Origin of the sequence: Reyranella sp. (assembly GCF_965279465.1) — a bacterium.
Classification (GTDB): Bacteria; Pseudomonadota; Alphaproteobacteria; order Reyranellales; family Reyranellaceae; genus Reyranella.
This window is the reverse complement of the sequence record NZ_OZ257242.1, coordinates 3,241,015-3,261,600: the sequence shown is the minus strand read 5'-3', so window position 1 is coordinate 3,261,600 and position 20,586 is coordinate 3,241,015. Positions and strand designations below refer to the sequence as shown.

19 protein-coding genes and 1 pseudogene are annotated in these 20,586 nt (G+C 63.8%); 18 read left to right on the top strand and 2 right to left on the bottom strand.

Annotated elements, in window-relative coordinates; all coding sequences use genetic code 11:
* Positions 1-30: 30 nt before the first annotated feature.
* Positions 31-984 (bottom strand): alpha/beta hydrolase, encoded by a 954-nt coding sequence (locus tag ACQY8M_RS15965; RefSeq protein WP_428673885.1) that lies wholly within the window; start codon positions 982-984, stop codon positions 31-33.
* Positions 985-1,824: 840 nt separating this feature from the next.
* Between ACQY8M_RS15965 and ACQY8M_RS15960 the strand changes: the two genes are divergently transcribed.
* The 8 genes from ACQY8M_RS15960 (at position 1,825) to ACQY8M_RS15925 (ending at position 8,354) form a co-directional block, all read left to right on the top strand.
* Positions 1,825-1,968, top strand: coding sequence for a hypothetical protein (locus ACQY8M_RS15960; RefSeq protein ID WP_428673883.1), 144 nt, complete (start codon positions 1,825-1,827; stop codon positions 1,966-1,968).
* A 69-nt stretch (positions 1,969-2,037) separates the two neighbouring features.
* Positions 2,038-2,991 (top strand): protein-methionine-sulfoxide reductase catalytic subunit MsrP, encoded by a 954-nt coding sequence (gene msrP, locus ACQY8M_RS15955; RefSeq protein ID WP_428673881.1) that lies wholly within the window; start codon positions 2,038-2,040, stop codon positions 2,989-2,991.
* 67 nt (positions 2,992-3,058) lie between these two features.
* Positions 3,059-4,021: a Bug family tripartite tricarboxylate transporter substrate binding protein gene (locus ACQY8M_RS15950; protein WP_428673879.1), complete on the top strand. Its 963-nt coding sequence runs from the start codon at positions 3,059-3,061 to the stop codon at positions 4,019-4,021.
* 18 nt (positions 4,022-4,039) lie between these two features.
* Positions 4,040-4,801, top strand: a complete 762-nt coding sequence (locus ACQY8M_RS15945; RefSeq protein ID WP_428673877.1) for an enoyl-CoA hydratase/isomerase family protein — start codon at positions 4,040-4,042, stop codon at positions 4,799-4,801.
* Between the two features lie 4 nt (positions 4,802-4,805).
* Positions 4,806-5,147, top strand: coding sequence for a DUF7508 domain-containing protein (locus ACQY8M_RS15940; RefSeq protein ID WP_428673875.1), 342 nt, complete (start codon positions 4,806-4,808; stop codon positions 5,145-5,147).
* A 10-nt stretch (positions 5,148-5,157) separates the two neighbouring features.
* A complete protein-coding gene (locus tag ACQY8M_RS15935; RefSeq protein WP_428673873.1) occupies positions 5,158-6,324 on the top strand; it encodes an acyl-CoA dehydrogenase family protein in 1,167 nt (388 codons plus the stop codon).
* Positions 6,321-7,442 (top strand): CaiB/BaiF CoA transferase family protein, encoded by a 1,122-nt coding sequence (locus ACQY8M_RS15930; protein ID WP_428673871.1) that lies wholly within the window; start codon positions 6,321-6,323, stop codon positions 7,440-7,442. Before ACQY8M_RS15935 ends, ACQY8M_RS15930 begins: the two co-directional genes overlap by 4 nt.
* 21 nt (positions 7,443-7,463) lie before the next feature.
* Positions 7,464-8,354 (top strand): DMT family transporter, encoded by an 891-nt coding sequence (locus ACQY8M_RS15925; RefSeq protein WP_428673869.1) that lies wholly within the window; start codon positions 7,464-7,466, stop codon positions 8,352-8,354.
* A gap of 289 nt (positions 8,355-8,643) precedes the next feature.
* On the opposite strand, the gene ACQY8M_RS15920 is transcribed toward ACQY8M_RS15925, so the two are convergent.
* A complete protein-coding gene (locus ACQY8M_RS15920; protein WP_428673867.1) occupies positions 8,644-9,474 on the bottom strand; it encodes a DUF6492 family protein in 831 nt (276 codons plus the stop codon).
* Positions 9,475-10,143: 669 nt separating this feature from the next.
* Between ACQY8M_RS15920 and ACQY8M_RS15915 the strand changes: the two genes are divergently transcribed.
* From ACQY8M_RS15915 to ACQY8M_RS15870, 10 genes and pseudogenes are all read left to right on the top strand, one after another.
* Positions 10,144-10,416 carry a hypothetical protein gene (locus tag ACQY8M_RS15915; RefSeq protein ID WP_428673865.1) on the top strand — a complete coding sequence of 91 codons (273 nt, stop codon included), beginning with the start codon at positions 10,144-10,146 and terminating at the stop codon, positions 10,414-10,416.
* A gap of 321 nt (positions 10,417-10,737) precedes the next feature.
* Entirely contained in the window at positions 10,738-11,496 is a 759-nt protein-coding gene (locus ACQY8M_RS15910; protein WP_428673863.1) for a LuxR C-terminal-related transcriptional regulator, read from the top strand.
* A 466-nt stretch (positions 11,497-11,962) separates the two neighbouring features.
* Positions 11,963-12,814 carry a c-type cytochrome gene (locus ACQY8M_RS15905; RefSeq protein WP_428673861.1) on the top strand — a complete coding sequence of 284 codons (852 nt, stop codon included), beginning with the start codon at positions 11,963-11,965 and terminating at the stop codon, positions 12,812-12,814.
* A 430-nt stretch (positions 12,815-13,244) separates the two neighbouring features.
* Positions 13,245-14,522 (top strand): tyrosine-type recombinase/integrase, encoded by a 1,278-nt coding sequence (locus ACQY8M_RS15900; RefSeq protein ID WP_428673859.1) that lies wholly within the window; start codon positions 13,245-13,247, stop codon positions 14,520-14,522.
* Complete coding sequence (locus tag ACQY8M_RS15895) at positions 14,519-14,974, top strand: hypothetical protein (RefSeq protein WP_428673857.1); 456 nt, start codon at positions 14,519-14,521, stop codon at positions 14,972-14,974. Before ACQY8M_RS15900 ends, ACQY8M_RS15895 begins: the two co-directional genes overlap by 4 nt.
* Positions 14,975-15,069: 95 nt before the next feature.
* Entirely contained in the window at positions 15,070-15,396 is a 327-nt protein-coding gene (locus ACQY8M_RS15890) for a helix-turn-helix transcriptional regulator (RefSeq protein WP_428673855.1), read from the top strand.
* Positions 15,393-16,310 (top strand): hypothetical protein, encoded by a 918-nt coding sequence (locus ACQY8M_RS15885; RefSeq protein WP_428673853.1) that lies wholly within the window; start codon positions 15,393-15,395, stop codon positions 16,308-16,310. The genes ACQY8M_RS15890 and ACQY8M_RS15885 overlap by 4 nt, the downstream gene beginning before the upstream one ends.
* Positions 16,307-17,077: a hypothetical protein gene (locus tag ACQY8M_RS15880; protein WP_428673851.1), complete on the top strand. Its 771-nt coding sequence runs from the start codon at positions 16,307-16,309 to the stop codon at positions 17,075-17,077. The genes ACQY8M_RS15885 and ACQY8M_RS15880 overlap by 4 nt, the downstream gene beginning before the upstream one ends.
* A gap of 205 nt (positions 17,078-17,282) precedes the next feature.
* Positions 17,283-20,123 (top strand): DUF3987 domain-containing protein, encoded by a 2,841-nt coding sequence (locus ACQY8M_RS15875; RefSeq protein ID WP_428673849.1) that lies wholly within the window; start codon positions 17,283-17,285, stop codon positions 20,121-20,123.
* Positions 20,124-20,397: 274 nt separating this feature from the next.
* Positions 20,398-20,580, top strand: a pseudogene (locus ACQY8M_RS15870) (hypothetical protein); the annotation flags it as partial.
* Positions 20,581-20,586: the final 6 nt, after the last annotated feature.

The window sequence follows — 20,586 nt, the reverse complement described above, 5'->3', positions numbered from 1 at the left end:
CCGCGGAGCGGCCAAAACGGTCGCCCCGTCCTACGGCGCCATCAATGCCGCGAGCGCCGTCCGCACCCCCTCCGACCTCCGGTAGTATTGGTGCGACCCTTGGAAGTCGGCGACGTAGTCGGTGAAGCCGCCGCAATCGACCATGCGATAGGTGGCCTCCGGAAACAGCGCGATGTCATCCCGGCCGCGCGGCCCGTCCTGTCCCAGCCGTTTGGTGCCGTTCAGATTCTCACTGAGGATATCGAGGACTTTGTCGCCGTTGCTGTAGAGGATCGAGATTCGCCGTGCGAGGCGGCTGAGCGAGGTCAGCGCCGCCGGCGCCATGAACGCCGAATCGACGATGTCGGGAGCCGCCAGGATCGCTTCGTCGAACAGGAGTGCATCTCCGTTGCCGTTCGCGAACCAGGCGTCGACCGCGCCCTGCAGCGCGAGGTTGCCCATGCTGTGCGCCAGCAGGAAGGTCCGCCGGCCGTTGCTGCGAGCCTTCTCGAGGATCGGCATGAGGTTGGCGAAGAACCTCATCAGGTGCATGCCCGAATTGCCCGCGGCCTTCTGATCGGACCTGTAGGCGAGGGTCGGAAACGGCGGTGTGATGACCTGGCCTCGCGATGGCCAGCTGAAGGCGACGACCGCGGTGTCGGCATCGGGAACTCCACAATCTGCGAACCATTCCCGGTTGAAGGCGGCGCGCGTGATGGCGTCCTCGAAGCTGTTGGCGAATCCGTGAATGAAGACGAGGATGTTGCGTCCTCCATCGGCCAGATCATTGAAGGCCATCGGGCTGAAGCCGCCCTTCTGAAGATCCTGAATGGAGTTTATCGCCCCGGTCTTGTCCGCAGTGAGCCCGGCGCTGTCGACGAAAGCCGTTCCGTAAGTGACCTGCAGCGGATTGTCAGGCGAGACCATGCCGAAGGTGTAGCTGCCGTGCCAATCCGCCGGATGGTTTACGATGCGGTTGGTCGCAAAGTAGACAGTCGTCGCCACCCAAGCCTCCCACGAAGACCCATTTGGTATTGTATCTTATCCGCTCATCTATCTGGAATTGTATCCGGTCATCGCCGGAAAACCATCAGAAATGCACGACAGCCGCTACGACGACGTCCCCGGAGTGGCAATTTTTCGGCGGACCGTCGTTCCGGGACGGCCGGAGGGAAATCTCTCCAACGTCCCCAAGCTGTTCCGGATCGCCCGCCGAAGCCGCTACCCACGACTCGCCGACCGGATTTTGGAATGCGCTGGAATCGCTGCCGAAAGCGGCCAAGTGGCGCGAATGGGATCGGCCAAGCTTCATGGGATGCTACCTTCCCCGAGGGGAGCCCCGGCTGATCGAGGGCGGCCCGGAAACGCCCGTCCTGAATCGCTCGGTGATAGACCGAATGGATCAGGTTCCAGCCTACAAGCCTGTCAACCTGCAGGCACTCGGAGCGTCGAACCCTGAGAGATCTTCCCTCTCACAAGGCGGTGATAGCGCCTTCCGCAGCGACGAGCCGCTCGACATATTCCCCTCGTGGAGCTTTCTCCACGAGGAGCGTATTTCACATGTTCAACAGAAGGTCCGTGATGGTGGGTGGCCTGGCGACGGCCGCGGCGCCGTCCCTGACCCGGGTCGCGACAGCCCGGTCCGGGCGTCCGACGCTGGTATTCGTCGGCCACGAGCTTTGAGGCGGCTGCAAGATCTGGCGTGCCCAGTCCGAACCGCTGCTGCTGAAGTCCGAGGTATTTTCAAAGATCGACTATAAGGTCGTTCACCCTGCCAACGGCGGCCTGATCCTCAAAGAGGAGAGTTGGCCGGGCGATGCGCGGTGGATCCTCACCGAGTTCCTGATGAGCGACGAAGGAGCCCAGCGCGGCAACTGGACACCGCGCTTCATACTCGCCCAGGACGGCAAGATCATCTTCACCGCCACCGGCAACGATGGATGGAAGACGAAGATGTGGCCGAAACTTCTGGAAGTCACGGCGCAGTGAGCAAGGGTTGATTTGCCCGTCCTCCTGCGTCATCCCATTTAGGGAAGACGGGGCGACAGGAGTGAAGCCATGTTGATCAAGCGTATCAAGGGCTGGGAGCTGCCCGAACGTGAGGCCACGCCGGAGAGCCTTTATCTCGACCGGCGGACCCTCGTGAAGGCAATGGGACTGGGCAGCGTGGCACTCGCCGCGCCGGGCCTTGCCCTTGCCCAGGACGACCCCTCGGCCGGCAAGTATCCGGTCAGGCGTCAGGACAAGTTCGGCAATCCCGCCCCGATCACGGCCGAGAAGCTCGCCACGACCTACAACAACTATTACGAATTCGACACCGACAAGAGCATCCATCGGGCCGCGCAGAAGCTGCCGATCCGTCCCTGGACGATCAAGGTCGGCGGCAAGGTCGAAAAGCCGTTCGAGATCGGCTTCGACGAGCTCCTGGCCAAGATGCCGCTCGAGGAGCGGGTCTACCGTCACCGCTGCGTCGAGACCTGGTCGATGATCGTGCCGTGGTCGGGCTTTCCGCTGAAGTCTCTGGTCGACTACTGCAAGCCGGTCGGCAATCCCCAATACGTCGTCATGCAGACGGTCTCGAACCCCAAGGTCATGCCGGGCCAGAAGGATTTTCTCTATCCATGGCCCTACACCGAGGGTCTGGCGATGGACGAGGCGACGCACGAGCTCGCCTTCGTCGCGACGGGGCTCTACGGCAAGCCTATCCCCAAGCAGAACGGCGCGCCGCTGCGCCTCGTGGCGCCCTGGAAGTACGGCTTCAAGAACGTGAAGTCGATCGTCAGCATCGAGTTCACCGACAAGCGGCCGGTCTCGTTCTGGGAGAAGCTGCAGGCCAGCGAATACGGCTTCTGGGCCAACGTGAACCCGCAGGTCCCCCACCCGCGCTGGAGCCAGGCCACGGAGAAGCCGCTGGGCAGCGACGCCCGCATCCCGACCCAGCTCTACAACGGCTACGCCGAGTTCGTGGCCGGGCTGTATACGGACCGCAAGGCAGAAAAGCTCTTCATGTAAGCCTCCTTTGCCTTGTCGCGCCGGCCCGCTAAAACAGGGGTCGGCCAGCAAGGCCTTGGGAGGAAACGTGAAACTCAACCGCCGTACCGCGCTGGCGGGCGCCGCGCTGCTGCCGTTCGCGAGGGCCGCGCGAGCCGAGGACTTCCCGACCAAGCCGATCAAGATCGTGGTGCCGTTTGCCGCGGGCAGCGCCACCGACCTCGTCGCGCGCGGGCTCGGCGCCAAGCTGCAGGAGATTCTGAAGCAGCCGATCGTCATCGAGAACAAGCCGGGCGCCTCCGGGCAGCTGGGCGCCTCGGCCGTCGCAACCGCACCGGCCGACGGCTACACGCTTCTGATGGGCACCAATACGACAAACGCGGCCAACGGCGCCCTGTTCAAGAAGCTCAGCTACGACCCGGAGAAGGATTTCGCGCCGATCGCGCGCTGCGTGACAGGCGTGAATGCGCTGGTCGTGAACAACGACCTGCCGGTCAAGTCGGTCGCTGAGCTGATCGACTACTCCAAGAAGAATCCGGGCAAGCTGAACTACGCCGAAGCGAGCGCCTCGCAGCGTCTGTCGGGTGAGATGTTCAATTCGCTCGCCGGCGTGAAGATGGAGCGGGTGCCCTACAAGGCAAGCCCGCAAGCGCTGGGCGACGTTGCGTCGGGCCAGGTTCAGGTCATGTTTCCCGATCTGCCGCAGGCGCTGACCCAGATCCAGGCCGGGCGTGTGCGCGGCATCGGCGTCACCGGCCCGCAACGCACCAAGGTGGCACCCGACCTGCCCGCCATTGCCGAGACGGTGAAGGGCTACTCGCTGGTCTTTTGGCTGGCTGTCTTCGCGCCGGCTGCGACGCCCCGGCCAATCCAGCAGAAGCTGTTCGACGCGATCGCCGAGGCGATGAAGGATCCGGCCACGGTGCAGGCCATGACGCAGGGGCGCATGGAGGCCGCCGTGATGGGCCTCGACGATTTCGCGGCCTATGTGAAATCCGAAACCAAGTGGTGGACCAACGCGATCAAGGCCGCCGGCATCGAACCAGAATAAGGGCGGAGGGAGAGGCAAATGAACAAGGTCATCATCGAGAAGAACGGTCCGGTCAAAACCGTGTGGATGAACCGGCCTGAAAAGCGCAACGCACTCGATAGCGAGCTGCTCGGCAACATGATCGAGGCGCTGCAGGCGCCGGTCGCGGCCGACGATCGCGTGCTGGTGATCCGTGGCAAGGGCGACGTGTTCTGTGCCGGCCTCGACATGGCCGAGCGCAGCAAGACGGCGGGTGCCGGACACGCGAGCGGCATCGAGGTGATGCTACGCGCCATCGAGCTCTGCCCATTGCCGGTGGTCGGGGTGGTCCATGGCGACGCGATCGCCGGCGGCAACGAGTTGGCGCTGCATTGCGACCTCGTGGTGGCGAGCCAGAAGGCGCGATTCGGCATGTCGCTCGCACAGGTCGGACTGGCGCCGAACTGGTTCCTGGCCAAGAAGCTGATGGAGGTGCTGGGTCCGGTGACGACGCGCGAGATGCTGCTGCTCGGCGATCCGCTGCCTTCGACCAAGCTGCATGCGCTCGGCCTGATCGCACGCTGTGTGCCGCACGACCAGCTCGAGGCCGAAGCGACCAAGGTGATCGACCGTCTCGCCGCCAACGCGCCGCTGTCGCTCAAGGCGATGAAGATGCTGACGGTGCGCCAGCTCGAGTTCCGCAACTCCATCCCGCACGACGACGTCGATGCCGCCGTACGCGCGGCGATGCAGAGCCAGGACGCGCAGGAAGGCATGAAGGCGCGCCTCGAGAAGCGCACCGCAAAGTTCCAGGGCAAGTAAGCCGATGTCGATCCGCTTGCGCCTCGACAAGCCCTGGCAGCCACTCACCGCGGAGACCGCCGCACGCCTGCCGGGCCAGCTCGGCGTCTATCAGGTCGGCGATGGGCAAGGCTCGGTGCTCTATATCGGCCATGCCGGCGCGCGCTCGCCATTCGGCCTACGGTCCGAGCTGCAGCGCGAGCTGGCCGAGCGCGGCGTGGGCTGTCAGTTCCGCGTCGAGGTCAACCAGCAGTACCGCTCGCGCTGGTTCGAGCTCCTGATGGTGCACCAGCACGACACCGGCGCGCTGCCGCCGGACAACGCGAAGAACCCGCCGCCGAACCTCGGCCGGCTCAGCCCCTTCTGACGAGGCTCCCATGGATTTCGAACCCAGCTCCGAACAGCAAATGCTGATCGACCAAGTGCGGCGCTTCGTGCGCGAGGAGATCATTCCGCTCGAAGCGAAGCTCGATCCCGATGCGTCGGAGATCGATCCGGCCGACCACAAGCGCCTGGTCGAGAAGACCAAGGCGATGGGCCTGTTCGGCATCGATATTCCGAAGGAATATGGCGGGCCGGACATCGACATCGTGACCCGCGTGCTGCTGGCGATCGAGATGGCGCAGCATCGCGCCGGCCTCTATGTCCCGTGCTACGGCACCTTCGGTGGCGCAGGCCTGGCACAGATCTTCGAGGCCAACGAGGATCAGAAGGAGCGCTACCTCTATCCCACCCTGCGCGGCGAGAAAAAGGCGTTCTTCGGCCTGACCGAGCCGTCGGGCGGCAGCGATCCGGCGCGCGCCATCCAGACCAGGGCCGAGCGCAAGGACAACGGCTGGGTGCTGAACGGCGCCAAGATCTTCATCTCCAACGCCGACCGGGCCCAGTACGGCATCGTCTTCGCGCGCACGGACGCGAGCAAGGGCCGCGCCGGCATCACCTGCTTCATCATCGACAGCGACACACCGGGCTTCCATGTCCGGCGCGTGGTCCACACCTTGCGTTCGTCGCACTACGCGACCGAGCTCGAGTTCAAGGACTGCTGGGTCTCGGACCACCAAGTGCTGGGCGAGGTCAACAAGGGCTTCGCCGTCGCCAACGATCGACTCACGCGCCAGCGCATCCCCTACGCCGCCGGCTGCATCGGTGTCGCCATCGCCGCGCACGAGATGGCGATCGAATGGGCCAAGATGCGCACGACCTTCGGCGAGAAGCTCGCCAACCGCCAGGCCGTGCAGTGGATGCTGGTCGACAACGAGATCGACATCCGTACCGCCAGGCATTTCACCCTGGAGGCCGCCGAGAAGGCGCGCCGCGGCCTGCCCTTCCGCATCGAGGCCTCGATCGCCAAGCTCACCGCCTCGGAGGGCGGCGGCCGGGTGGTCGACCGCTCGATGCAGATCCATGGCGGCATGGGCATGACCAAGGACCTGCCGCTCGAGCGCTGGTACCGCGAGATGCGCATCCGCCGCGTCGGCGAGGGTCCGAGCGAGGTGCAGCGCATGGTGATCGCGCGCGAGATCCTGGGCAGCAACCTGCGATGACGACGCGCCCGCTCGAAGGCATCAAGGTCGTCGAATTCGGCCAGAACCTCGCCGGCCCCTATTGCGGCCAGATCCTGGCCTTTCTGGGCGCCGAAGTGGTCAAGGTCGAGCGCCCCGAGGGTGACGATGCGCGCAAATGGGGGCCTCCGTTCATCGAGGGCGACGGCACCGGCTTCATCGCGCTCAATCGCGGCAAGAAATCGGTCACCTGCGACCTCGCCGATGCCAAGCAGCGCGAGGCGCTGATCGAGCGGATCGGTGCGGCCGACATCTTCGTCCATAACCTGCGCGCCGACGTGCCGGCCAAGTTCGGTATCGACGGGCCGACTCTGACAAAGAGGTTTCCACGCCTGATCTACGCCGATCTCGGTGCCTTCGGCCACGCAGGCCCTTGGAAGGAGCGGCCGGGTTACGAACCGATCATCCAGGCCGTCGCCGGCCTGATCTCCCTGAACGGCGATCCGACCGGGCCCGAGGCGCGCATCGGTGTGTCGATCATCGACCTGTCGACGGGTATGTGGACTGCAATCGGCGTGCTGGCGGCGCTCGCCAAGCGCACCGCGACAGGCCAGGGCAGCCTGGTCAACACCTCGCTGTTCGAATCCGGGCTGATGTGGGCCTCGAACCACGTCGCCCAGTACTCGGTAACCGGAAAGATGCCGCCGCGTCAGGGCACCGGACACCCCACCCTCACCCCCTACCAGGCGTTCGAGTGCAGCGACGGGCCGTTGATGATCTGCCCGGGCAACGACCGGCTATGGCGCAAATTCGCCGAGGTGCTGGGGCACCCCGAATGGCCCGACGAAGCGCGCTTCAAGACCAATGTCCAACGTGCCGGGCAGCGCGAGCTGCTGCTCGGCATGATCGCCGACATCATGAAGAACGAGAGCCGCGCCGCCTGGTCGGCAAAGCTCGACGCCGCCGGCGTACCCAACGGGCCGCTGAACTCGGTGCCGCAGGTACTCGACCTCGCGCAGGTCGCCGCCCTCGGCATGTTCTCGCAGCCTTATGCCGGCTCCACGGCGCTCTTCCACGGCCTGCCCCTCAGCCTCGACGGCGAGCGCGCCGGCGGCGGCGAAAAGGCGCCCAAGATCGGCGAGCACAACGGCAAGGTCTGAGGGCTTGAAAGCAACCGAAGCGTGACGCGTTTTCTCCTGCCCTGCGTCTGGATCTCCTGGGGCTTGTCCTATCCGCTGATGAGCTGGTCGCTGGAGGCCGTCGACCTGTTCTCGGGTCGCCTCATCATCATGCCGATCTCGGGACTGATCCTCCTCGCGTTCGGCGTCTGGAATGGCGCACCCGCCCTGCCCAACCGTCGCCTGTGGGGCCAGATCGCGCTGACCGGCCTCTTCAACATGGGGCTCTTCCAGATCTTTTTGATCGCGGGCATCGCCACGCTCGGACCGAGCCGCACCCCGATCATCGTCTACACAATGCCGACGTGGTCCGCGCTGCTGGCCATGCTGCTGCTGAAGGAGCGGATCACGCTGCGCATCGCATTGTCGCTCGCGCTCAGCCTGGCGGCCGTCGGCATCATCGTCAGCCAGGAAGCGGCCGTCCGAACCGCGCCGGTGGGCACCTTGCTTACTTTGCTGGCAGCGATCTCCTTTGGTATCGGCACCGTGCTCACCAAGCGGATGGCGGTCGCCGGCGACATCACGATCAACGCCGCCTGGCAGATCCTGCTCGGCACCATACCCGTGGTCATCGTCTGGCTGGCCTTTGCGCGTGGCGCCTACTTCCACCCCGAGCAGGTACGCGGCCTCGCCGCCCTCGCCTGGCTGACCCTGGTATCCAACGTGCTCGCCTATGCCTGCTGGTTTCGCATCATCCGCGCCTTGCCGGCAGCCGTGGCCAGCCTGACCACGCTGGTAGTGCCCTGCATCGGCTTCGGCAGCAGCGCGCTCATGACGGCGGCTCCGGTCTCCTGGCTCGACGCCGTAGCCCTCGGGTTGATCATCGTCGCGGTGACGCTGGCGCTTGCCCGGCGCGAGCCCTCCAAGTCACTGGACGAGGCGACCGGAAGCTGAACTATCGTGGTTCCTTGGCAAGCACGTCGAGCGAGGCCGGCAAGCCGTGCAGCGAGAATGACAGGGCCACAAATAGTCTGCACCACCTCTCAGACTCGTGGCCCGGTTCTGCCCTCACCGATTTGCGCGCAGCGCAGTCGCCGTAAATCGCCGTCGTCTGCGCCGGGTCGACCGACACGGCGGCAGCCGCCGCAAGCGGTGCGGACGGCGGCGTTTGCGCGACCGCCTGGCCAGCCGCCCGGATTCCGGCAATGGCCGTCAGCTACGAGCGCATCATCAGGCTCCCCAATCAGCCGGCGAAGCTGAGGCAGTAATCGCGCACCCGCTCAAGGGGGATACGTGCGTGGCTCTGGACGATGATGAACTTGCCGCCGGGATCGGTGCCGCCGGGCAGCTTGACGAGCCGTTCGAAATCGTCGGCACCCCACACGCAAGTATGTTCGGAAAAGAGCTGCGTGTCGTGGAAGTAACTCGGGTCCCAGTGAATGTGATAGTCGAACAGGTTGCCCTTGAGCTCGGCCACGCTGGTATAAAGCGAGTACTCGGTCCAGGCGATGCTGCCGAGATTGCGCAGCACCCGGAGGCTGAGCGAGGTCATGGCGTCGACCGGACCCTTGCGGAAATGGGCCAATGACTGGGCCGCCAAGTCGCCATGCAGGATATTTGGCGTCACCGACAGGCCGTGCGCGCGGGCATCGTAGGGCACGCCCACGATGGCGGCGGCACTTTGCCACCAGTCATGATGGTGCTTGGGCTCCCAGCGCGACAGCGCCCGGCCGTTCTCGACGAAAGTGCGGGCGTCGAAGTCACCGACGCAGCAGACGTCCGAATCGAGTGTCAGGTAACCGCCGAAGCCCAACATTGCCGGGATGTGCAGCTTGACCATCTGTTGACGGTACCAGCCGGTCATGGCGTAGAAGCGGCTGAAGGCGGGGAAGAAATCGCTCTCGGAGCGGACGTCCACATCGATATTGGAAAACCGCGGCAGGCTGGTCCGCAACAGGGACACGTCGGCCCTGGGCGCCACGATCAGCAGCCTGAAAGGCTTGGAGTCGCGCCAGTGCCTCGCCAGGGACTCGATCAGCAGTCCGGCGCGTTCGAGGTCTCCGCGGCGCTGCAATTTGCGCAGAGCCAAGGGGAGGATGGCTTGGCGGATTTCAGAGAACATTCGGCTGGATTGGCTACGATACCGTATTTAGGGACCGCAAGTCGGCTTATCAATCAGTACGGTGTGCCACACCTGTCCGGCGACGGCAGGCTTGCGACAAAAAAGCCGGACCCAAGGGCCCGGCGAGCAGGACAGGAGGGTTCACGTCAGGAGACGCGGCAAGATCGCCGCCGCTGCGTTTCAGTAGCGCCCAATGGGTGCCACAGCAGTGCCCCCAAAGGTCTCTAAACTGCTGATTTCTAAGTCATATAAGGTAAATGACACTGGGTGAAATGGGCTAGCCGAGGCGCGGGTAGTTGCGTCCATAGAGGCAGTTTTTTGCGGTGAGATCACCGCGGCGCAAGCGTCTAACCATGCGTTCGTTGATGCAGTCCAACCTCCGCCGCACGGCGGCCCTGCAGTCGGCTACCCGGTCACCGCAACGCCAAGCCTAGTGTCGCGCGTCACTTCATCTGGAGTGAAAATCCAGTCATTCCGACGTTGCTTGTCGTGTTGTCGTCTGCGAGCCGCGAGCGCGGCGCGCGGGCGCCCCCGCACGCACTCCCCTACGGGTAACCTCTAAAGAGTTATGTCTCGAAGGCTCGAACCACAGCTATTGGGTGCTGCCAAGCGGAGCCGCAGATGATTGAGGACGACATTGTTGAACTGCAAAATGATCGCATTCGAGCCCTTGAGATGGTCGTGGGGGTCATGGCGAAGGTAATCGATGCGACCGGCAATAACGTCCTGGACGAGTTAAGAGACGTGATCGATGGTCGATTAGGCGATCTTGAGGCCGCTGATCAGCTGCCAGGTGCTGCCGGCGGTGCGTCGCGCCAATCGTTGCAATTGGCCCGGGCGATTCTCGACGAGGCGCCGCGTCCATCGAAGGCAGTGCCTCTGGCCAGATCGTAATCGCTGGCTGATGCGGGCGGCGGTTGGAGATCGGGGATTGCCCCGGCCAATTGCAAGAACAAGCGCGACGTCCTCTTACCCGGCATTGAATCCGCACGGTTCGTGGGGGTTCACCCAAGGAATGCAGATCGAACCGTCCAACAAGCCCTTGGACGGCAAAGTCCATGCTGCGCACTGGCCACCGCTGCCTCCGATCCCCCACCAAGCGCTTGATGGAACTCACAGCATCATGGAGGCAACTTAACTTGTGTTAATTGAGTGACCCTCACATCCCTGTATGCCGGCTGCAGCAATGTTTGGGGTCAAGGGATGGGACAGTCTATGGGTACGATCGTCATTGAGCCGCGCTCGCTGATACGCGAGGCGTTGGTTTCGCTCATGAGCAGCAATTCTTATCGGGTCGTCGGGAGCTTCGCTTCAACAGCCGACCTCGGGAATGCCTTGCGTGTCGCAGAGGCGCCTAGGCTTGTCGTCCTCGGTGCGCTGCCGGCCGATGAGGCCGTTAGTGCCGTATGCAGCATTCGCGCGCGATGGGCAGAAACCAAGATCGTCCTGCTTTTCGAGCGCGCATCGCCGGCTGATCTCCAGAAGCTGCTGGCTTCAGGGATCGATGGCTGCATTCCACTGTTTGCGTCGCCCGAAACGCTTGTCGGAACCGTCCAGCAGATCATCGCCGGAGACCTCAAGATTCTGGTCCTCAAGACTGGGACGTCGTCGACGGCGTGCCCGACGGGATGGCAAGACGAAGGTGGCGAGTTGGGTCCGGCTTCAAAAAATCTGGTGCCGAGTGACGCCTCGGAGAATGGCACCGTTGACCGCACGAGCTCGGTTCGAATTGTTCACGGTCTATCACCACGCGAGGAGGAAATACTCAAAAGCGTGGTAAGGGGCCATTCAAACAAGATAATCGCCCGTACGTGCGGTGTTGCCGACGCCACGGTCAAGGTTCACATGAAGTCGATCCTGCGGAAGATACGCGTGGCGAATCGAACCCAGGCAGCCATCTGGGGGCTCGAGCAGGGCTACGGTACCGATGGCCATCGCTCCTCGCCGGTGCTTCAAGGATCAGCTGCGGCTTGAACGACTTGGTGGCCCAGCTGTCAGCACAACGCCAGATTGCGGGACGTGCGGGTGTTGGCTAAGGAAAAGACCCACAACGGCACCAATGGAACATGGAGGAGATCAGCGCCATGGACCAGGATCGCGGTGTAGTTCGCGTGAGGTCTGCTCGCCGGTCTTCGCTTGGCATTCATCGACGTGAAGAATTTGCCCCCGGTGCGAGACGTGGGGCGTCTCACCCGGCGGTCGTGAAGCCCGCGTTTGACGGCGTCCTTGGACGCGCGCCGGATGGCGGTTCTACCCCGAAATACCCCACTCCGTGTCACTCGGATGGCATTTTCTGTGCACGCTCCAGCCATCGAGTGTACGCCCTCGCTTCTGCCTCGGAGACCACGGGTGACTACTCGTCTTGGGCCCATCGGCCGACGGCATCCGCCTCTGCTGTTATCGAGTTGACGCTCAAGCCAGATGGCAAGTGGAGTAGCGGATGAGAGTCCTCGCGGTGATCCTGGCAATTGCAAGTTGGGCGGCTTGGGCCAGTGTCGCATTCGCCCAAGGTCAGTCGGCCAGCCTGACGATCTCCAGCAGAGATGCCACCAGAACGCTTTTCGCCCACGATCTGCTCGCAGACCGCTCAGCCCGCGATCTGAGCATCGCCAACGACCCCATTTATCGCGAACCGATGGTCTATCGAGTTGTGCCCATGGAACGTCTCTTGGCGGGCATCAGCCTCGATGCCGACGACTATATCCAGGTACGCGCGACCGACAACTTCTCCGCATCCATACCGGCCGCGCTGCTCAAACCGGCGACCAGGACCGACACGGAAGCATTCCTGGCGATTGAGAATCCGGCAGTGCCATGGCCGGCCATCCCCGGCAAGCAAGGGAGCGCGGGCCCCTTCTACATTGTGTGGCAATCGACGAAGGCCCCCGTCGCCAGGACCTACTGGGTCTATCGAGTTGCGGCGCTCACAGTCACCGATAGTCCTCACAAGCGCTGGCCAAACCTCGGCGTGCCGGACGCGCTACCCGCCTCCGATCCGGTTTGGCGTGGTCGCGACCGGTTCGTCGCCCTTTGCATGGCCTGCCATCGCTTCAACGGCGACGGCGAAGGAGATGCCGGTCCCGATCTGGTGACACCGATGAGCCCCGTGGATTATTTCCAGCCGCTTGCTTTCAAGCGGTTTCTCCGAAACCCGTCCGCGGTTCGAAGTTGGCCCTCCCAGAAGATGCCGGGATTCGATGAGGCCACTCTCAGCGACGCGGATTTGGACGCAATTGTCGCCTGGCTCACCTACAAAAAAGGATCCGCGCCCCCGCAAAAGGCCGAACCGTAGAGCGGCTTCGTCGCCACCGAGTACGTGCGACTTGCTCAAAGTTCCGGGAGGCGGTGCCCCTTGGCAGCCATGTGGAGCAAGGCGAAGGTTTCGCGCAGATCACGAACAACCGGACCTCTTCCCAGGCCAAGCCGTCAGCGAAGGCAATCAAGACAATTCACAAAGTATGAAAATAGGCACGAAAAAAACGCCGGGCCCGAGGGCCCGGCGAGTCAAACAGGGAGGCTTCACGTCTGGGAGACGTGGCAATGTCCGCTCCAACGTATTCCAAAATGCGCCGATGTGCGCCACCGCGAGTGCCGGAATGTGCGCAAAACGTTGATTTTCCGAGCATAATGAGGTACCTTGGATATGGGTGATGCGGGGTGGAACACGGTGGCTAGACGCAGCGAGTTGCGTCCACAGTGTGTCCACGGAAAGGTTGGGTTAGGTGGTGAAATCATCGGGGCGCGTGCGGCTGACCGACAGGTTCGTTGATGCCATCCAACCGCCGCCGGGCAGCACGGCCGTGGACTATGCCGACGCCGCGGCGCCTGGCCTCGCTTTGCGCGTCACGCCACATGGTGTGAAGAGCTGGTCCTTCCGCTTTCGCACCGCAGCGGGAAAGTCCACCCGCAAGACGCTTGGCCCCTACCTTCCGGCAAGCCCGCACGAGCACGTCACGCTAGCCACTGCTCGAGAGTTGGCAGGCGATCTGCGGAAAAAGCTTCGCGCCGGTGTGGATATTTCTGCACCGCCTGCCGCCCCACTCGACAGCCGCAAATTTTCTGCCGTTGTCGATCGATGGCAACGTCGCCAGACGAGGCTCGGCCTGCGATCTGTCGGCGAAACCCGCCGGATTCTTGACCTACATGTCATCCCGGCGCTGGGCGATCGACAGGTCGAGGCCATCCGCCGCCGCGACGTCATAGAAGTGCTGGAGGAGCTACGCGACGAAAAGGGCCTTGGCCCTCAAGTCAACCGCGTGCAGCGAGCCATCAGCGGTGTGCTCGGCTACGCGGTCGACGCCGACCTGATCGAAGCCAACCCGATTGCCGGTCTTAAGCCGCAGGTGGCGGAAGGATCTCGCGGTCGCGTCCTGGACGTCCCGGAGCTGTCGACGGTTTGGCGCGCGTGCGCGGGCGTAAGCCCGACGGCCGGTGCTGCCGCTCGGCTGCTGATCCTCACCGGCCAGCGTCGCGAAGAGGCTACCGGGATGTCCTGGCCCGAGCTGGACTACGATCACAAGACGAAGAATTGGACGGCGGGCGGGATGTGGACCATCCCCGCGGCTCGCTCGAAATCCAAGCGAGAGCACATTGTGCCGCTCAGTCCGGCGGTGCGTGAGATCATAGAGGCGCAGCCCCGCGGCGCGGCCGGTGACTTCGTCTTTTCTGCCTCGCTGGGGCGTACCAGCTTTGCCGGCTGGCGACGTGCCGCGCCAGCGCTGTCGAAGGCCGCGGCTCTCGCCACGCCCTGGACGATCCATGACATTCGACGAAGCGTTGCAACCGGCCTTGGTGAAGTCCTAAACATCGACGAAGGCGTTGTTGGTCGGGTGCTGGGACATTCGCCACGGTCCCGTATGGGCGTCACGGCGCGCTACGAGCTAAGCCAGCGTCTCGCCCATGTCCGGGGTGCCCTGGATGCCTGGGCTACGCTGATCCTCGAGCGCGTCGCCGCCGACGAAGGCGCCAATGTAGTCCCGTTTCCGACGGCCATAGCATGACTGACCCGAAGAAGAGCTTCGCCGACATGCTTCCCGAACTGCCGCCCGTGACCTCGGGCGGGATTGACCGACCATTGCATCCGAAGCTGATAAAGGCCCTCAAAGCGGCTGTTAACGCTCCGACCGGAGCCGAGCCGACGAAGCCGATTGGAGCGCCCCGCCGGGACAGGGACGCCTGGCGCATCTTCGTGTTGATCGTCCAAGCCAAGCGGCATCAGCGCGGCGCCGCGGGCGCCGACTCCTCGCCGGCGACAACCAAGTCCGAATTGTACGACGCAGTTTGCGCAGGCGAAGGGCCAACGGGCGCCACGCGCGGGAACAAGTACACGGCCGCCGCCACGGAGCGTTATGCAAAGAGCTATCGTCGCAGCCTCGCCGCCGGTTGGAGGGATAGTGACGTTCCCGACGGTATTGCCGCGATGTTTTCAACGCCGCCACGAGCACGGACATAACTCGAAGTTGCCGCTGTATTTCTGTCCTTGGTTCATCAGACAGATATCAGACACGCCGCGATACACTAGCTTACACAGAATAGGAGTGTGTAGGCATGAACATCGTCGACACGGCGACTGATATCGGAAGGCGCTATTGCCCCCTTGGCGTCGCGCATACAACCACACCGGCCGACTTCCGCAGCAAGCCCGATCAGCTATTTGGCCCGCATGACCTGGCTGCGGCCGGCATCGTCGGATCGCGAACGGGCCTGCATCGTGCCCTCAAGCGCGGCAGATTGCCGGCGCCAATGCGGTTGGCATCGGGGCGGCTCGTTTGGTACGGCCGGACAATCAGCGCCTATCTCGACGGCCTCGAGCATGCGGCTGGCGAGCGTCGCGCGGCAACCAACCGGACCTGCGAAATGCAGGTGACGGTATGAGCGCGGCCCACGCCGCAGCGGCCGCATCTACAGCCGATGAGCTTCCGGTTCTCCGCGCCCTCGAGACCTGGCACGGCACCTTGTTCGGGCGCACGCAACCCGGCCTGGACGGAATCGCTCGGATCGCTCTCGCGCCGACGACCCGGAAGCTCCAGTTAGGACCTCTTGGCAGTCCTTACGACCACTACTATCCGGACGTGCCGGATCGCTCCGTCAGTTTGCCGCTATGGTGCGAAGGTGTGGCACCGCTTCGGCCGCCTGCGGACGCCTCCGAAAACGCTGCCAACGACTTCCTGGAGGACGCCGTGTTCAGCGCCTTCTACGGCAATACGCCCGTCGGTATGCTGCTAACTTGGGATGAGGGCGAGGTCTATGCGGTGTCGGCCAGCTTCATCGCGTTACCGCTGCCGGATTTCCCACTCGGTGCCGAGGCGCGCGTTGTTGTCGACATGTCCCAAACCCGAAAGCGGGGTGAAAACGACGGCCACGCAAGCGTGCTTTATCTCGCCGACTTCTACCGCGCCAAGCTGGGCTTGCCTCTCGCTGCGAAAGTGTCGCCGGCTGATCTGCTTGTCGGAGAGACGCGGGCGACGCTCGATGCGAATGGCCGATGGATTCGGACGCATCTTGGCAAGGAGCTACCCCGCCGGGTCATCAAGGAACCGCATGCGAGCAATTGCGTGGCGGGCGTCAAAACCTTGCGGTCGGCGCACGCGCGCACATACGTGGAAGTAGTACCGCACAAACTCGGCAAAGAAGAAATCGCCTATCTTGCAGAGAACGGAACCTCTTACTTGGGAGAAGCCGGGGCCACGCCCTTTTACGGCGAGCGGATCTTCGATGTCATCGGCAGCGGTCCTTTCCTGGCTATGTCGGCGATAGAGAAGGCTGCCAAGATCGGGCGTAAGCAGTGACGCTCCATCTGGTTGCCGCCGCGCTTCAGCGACTCGGCGGTACGCACTATGACGATGCGCTCGGAGGCGTCATCGGCGACGCCCTCGAAAAGCTCGCCCACCCCGACGTCAAGCGCGTGTTCCTGCCCGACAGCCTCGTTGTGCAGGCCAACGCCCCGCTTTCGACCGTAGCGCCTAGCGCCGTGTGGGTGGAATGGGACGGCGGCACGGGTGGCGACATGCTCGCCACGAATCTAGGATCATCCGCAGCCGCGTTCATAGAGCCGATCGCCGGCGGCGCGTTCAGCGGAGGATGCGCAGTCGAGTTTTGGGCGGCAACGCCCGATGGCGTCCTGCCCATGCCCGGCAAAATTATCGTCACCGATCACCGAAGCGGCGGACTCTCGCCGATCGACGAGATTCGGGCGGCATCGCGCGTTCAAACCGCAGCGGACGCTTCGACGCGTGACCTCGTCCGGATGGATGGGGCAGTCTGTCGCTACCTGGATGGCTCGCTATATTTGCGGACGCTGCCGAGCGACCTGACGAACCCCGTGGGCGACAAGTCACTCGGCGACGGCTGGCGTACGTGGACCGGCGATGGCCTACGTACCGCGCTCGCCAATACCGCTGTCGAGCATGACCACACCGCGGGGTTGATGAGCTGGCGCCGGCCGGAACCGATCAGGCGGGCGGCTCAAGCTTTTAGTGCCCTGCTCATCGAATACGGGCCGCGCGCCGCGCTCCGCATCCTGTCGACGTTGGCTATTCGCCGCCGCCTCAATTAGCCGCTTCGCTCCGCGCCCTGCAGCACTAGCGATCCTACGGCACCCTACGAACTCAGACGCTCATACGAATCTAAGCGATCCGATATTCCGGCGAGCGACGCGCCTCGCCAGCGCATTCATCGATCGGCTGGCCGATCGCCCAACAACAAAAAGCCCCGATACGCGCGGGAACGCGATCGGGGCCGAACTCAGAATTGCGGAATGCATGACAATAACACACTCGACGCCAGATGGCCATATCGGCGTGTTCGCTCCAGCGTGCGCAACCGCCGATATGGCCTCGCCGCCGGCGCTTGCATTCACCATCGCGACTAGCGACTCGCCGTTAACCAAGACGTTCACCCTTGGCGACGACGGCAAACCCCGCATGTCGCGCGGCGCTGGCTTGCTTGCCGGCTCTGCCCGCCGCGTGACGCTGACGGGCGATGCCAGCGACATGGCAGAGCAGCTAGGAAAGGTGCTGACTTCGCTTTCAGCGAACGAAGCCCTGATACCGGCCGGCCCACCAGTAGGGCGCGACGTGTGGGAGATGGCCACCAAGAGCCAGGCTGAAGGCCGCAACGACGTGATTGCCCGCACGCTCGCGCATTTCACACATGCGCCTGGCGCGCCGGCCCTTGTCGCTTTGGATTTCGACACCAAGGGCTACGACGCCAACGTCATTGCGCGTCTGGCCGGCGAGGGCGGTCTGTCGAAAGCGATGGCCGCAGTCTTCCCGCCGCTGGAGCGGGCAGCCCGCGTTACGCGCCGCTCGGTATCATCGCACATCCGGCATAAGGACAAGCCGACCGACCGGGGCGCTGATAACGGGCAGCATCACTACTATTTGGCCGTCGACGGTGCCGACGTTGCCGACTTCGCGCGCCGGCTGGGCGACAGGCTCATGCTCGCCGGCTGGTGCTGGGGCTGGGTGTCCGAATCCGGCCGCGTAATAGTTCGAACGCTGATCGATGTCACCGCGTCATCGGAGCCGTCCCGGTTCTTCTACGAAGCAGATGGCGTGCTGGAGCATGCCGAAATCGAATACGCCCCCGGAGGGCGCACGCCGCGCGTCAAGAGCGGTGGCTTCCTCGATACTCGGCAGTTGCCGGCCCTGTCGCCAGCAGAGCGGGAGCAACTAGACGCGATCAAGTCTGCGGCGAAGGTGAAGTGCGCGCCCACCGCTGAGGCAAACCGCAATGCCTGGCTGAAGAAGCGCGGCAAAGAACTCATGGACCGCGGCGTGGCCCCTGAGCTCGCGCAAACGGCCCTGCGCGCGGCAAGCGATCGGCACGAATTGACCGGCGAGTTTCCTATCCATTTGGACAGAGGCGGCGTCGTTACGGTGCGGGAAATCCTGGCCGGCGGTGCCAAGTATAACAAGGCGACATGTGCCGATCCGCTCGAGCCCGGCTACGGCGATGGGCGTAACCTGGCGATCGTTTACACAGATGGTCGCCAGCCGCATGTTTTCAGCCAGGCTCACGGCGGGATCGACTATGCGCTCATGCCCGACCCGGAGGACTTCTTCGAAGCGATCGATGGAGATTGGCCGGAACCGATAGACGCCTTCGGCGACGGCGATCCCGCCCGCCTTGTCGAAGTGCCTTACGGTGCCCTACCTGACGTTCTGGACGCCTACGCGCGCGACGTAGCGGAGCGGATGGGTGCGCCGCCCATATTCGTCGCCGTGGGGTGTGTCGTGGTGGCGTCCGCCGCGATCGGCGGCACCACTCGCATCCAGCCGAAGGCGAACGACACTGGCTGGACCGAGCCGCCTTTCTTATGGGGTTTGCTGGTCGAAGAGCCTGGCAGGAAGAAGACGCCCGTAATGGGCGCGGTTGCCACGCCGCTGGCACGTCTGGACGGGCGCCGTTCGGCCGTCGACATTCCGCGGCGGCAAGCTTGGGATGCAGAGAACCGGCGCCGGAAGAAGGACGCTCCACCACCGGGGCCAGCGCCGCGCGTGCGCCGCTCCGTTGTCGACGGATTCACCGTCGAAGCGCTTCGGGAAATCCTGGCCGACAACCCAAAAGGCGTACTGGTGTCTGCCGATGAAGTTACCGGTTTGATCGGCGGCCTTGACCAGTACAAGGCGGGCGGCGGATCTGACCGCGCTGACCTACTGAAGCTGATGGACGGGACGCCCCGCGCATTCGATCGCGTCGGACGGAGCAGCCGCGTCGATTGCTGGGGCGCTTCCGTACTGGCCGGCATTCAGCCGAAGAAGCTTTCGCAGATGGCCCCGAGCTTGGACCCGGATGGGTTGTTGCAGCGCTTCATTCCCGTCGTTGGTGACAACATTCGGCGGCAAGGCCTTGATCGCGCACCCGACGCGAGCGCCGCCGCAGCCTACGAGAGCACCATAACCGGCCTGGCTGAGTGGGCCGGCGGAGACGTCTTAGGCTTTGGTGTCGCAACAGTTACACTGTCGCCCGGAGCCCAAACAATACGCCTGCAGTTCGAACAAAACATAGAGGCATTGCTGGACGTTCCGCAAATGTCCGCCGCCTGGCGCGGGCACCTAGGTAAATGGGCGGGCTTGTTCGCTCGCCTCCTGCTGGTTTTTCACATGATGGACAATTGGTCCGCTCGCGGCCCCGGAGCAATCTCAATTCCAGTATCGGCCGAGACAGCGAGCCGTGCGGCGCGGTTCGCAAACCTGCTCCTCTGCCATGCAATCCAGTTCTATGAAACGATCGTCGGCGCAGGAGAGTCCGGCGAGGCGGCGCGACAGGCTGCCGGCATCATTCTTACGCACGGCGAGCCCGAAATAAGCCGACGCGACCTGTACGAAGGTAATCGCGCACGCTGGCGCCCGACAAAGCGCGAATTTCCGCCTGAGCTCTTCGACGCCATGACGACGCTCGGTCGGATGGGATGGTGCAAACCGGTAGAAGGCGCAGTCGATACGTCTGGCGTGAAGCGTTGGGAAATAAATCCGAAAGTGTATGTCAGGTTCAAAGATCGCGCTGTCGCAGAGGCGGAACGCCGCCAGCAGGCGCACCAACGAATTCTAGCGGCCGGGGTCGCGCGCCGCGCCGTGATGACCGGTGGTTTGTCGTGATGTGCGATCGAGAGCGAAATTGCGCTGATCGCGTCGCGGCTTTTGACGCGGTCGCTGAAATGCGCGGATTGCGCCGTGCAGCAGGTGCTCGACCGTCTTCGCTAGGGCGTTTTGCGCCGATTGCGCCTTGCGTGCGCGCGAAAGAAGAAAATTATCTAAGTCCTTCTTCTTATATAAACTATGCACAAACCGGTTCTCCACTGCCCTCACGCGCGCGCAAGGCGCAATCGGCGCAAAGCTCGGCGCTTAAATTCAAGTTCAAGGGTGCCCGCCAATGAAGCGCCGACGGAGGCGGGCACCCGGCACGACCCCGCGTCAACGCGCGTGGCTCGACTCAGCACAGTTCGCCGACATACAGCGCGCCGCGGCTGTGAAAGGCCGTGCAGCTCAAGATGCGGCGCCGAAATGCGGCGCTCGCCGGAAGCAAGATGGTGAGCCATGCCAAGCGCACGTAGTCGAAGGC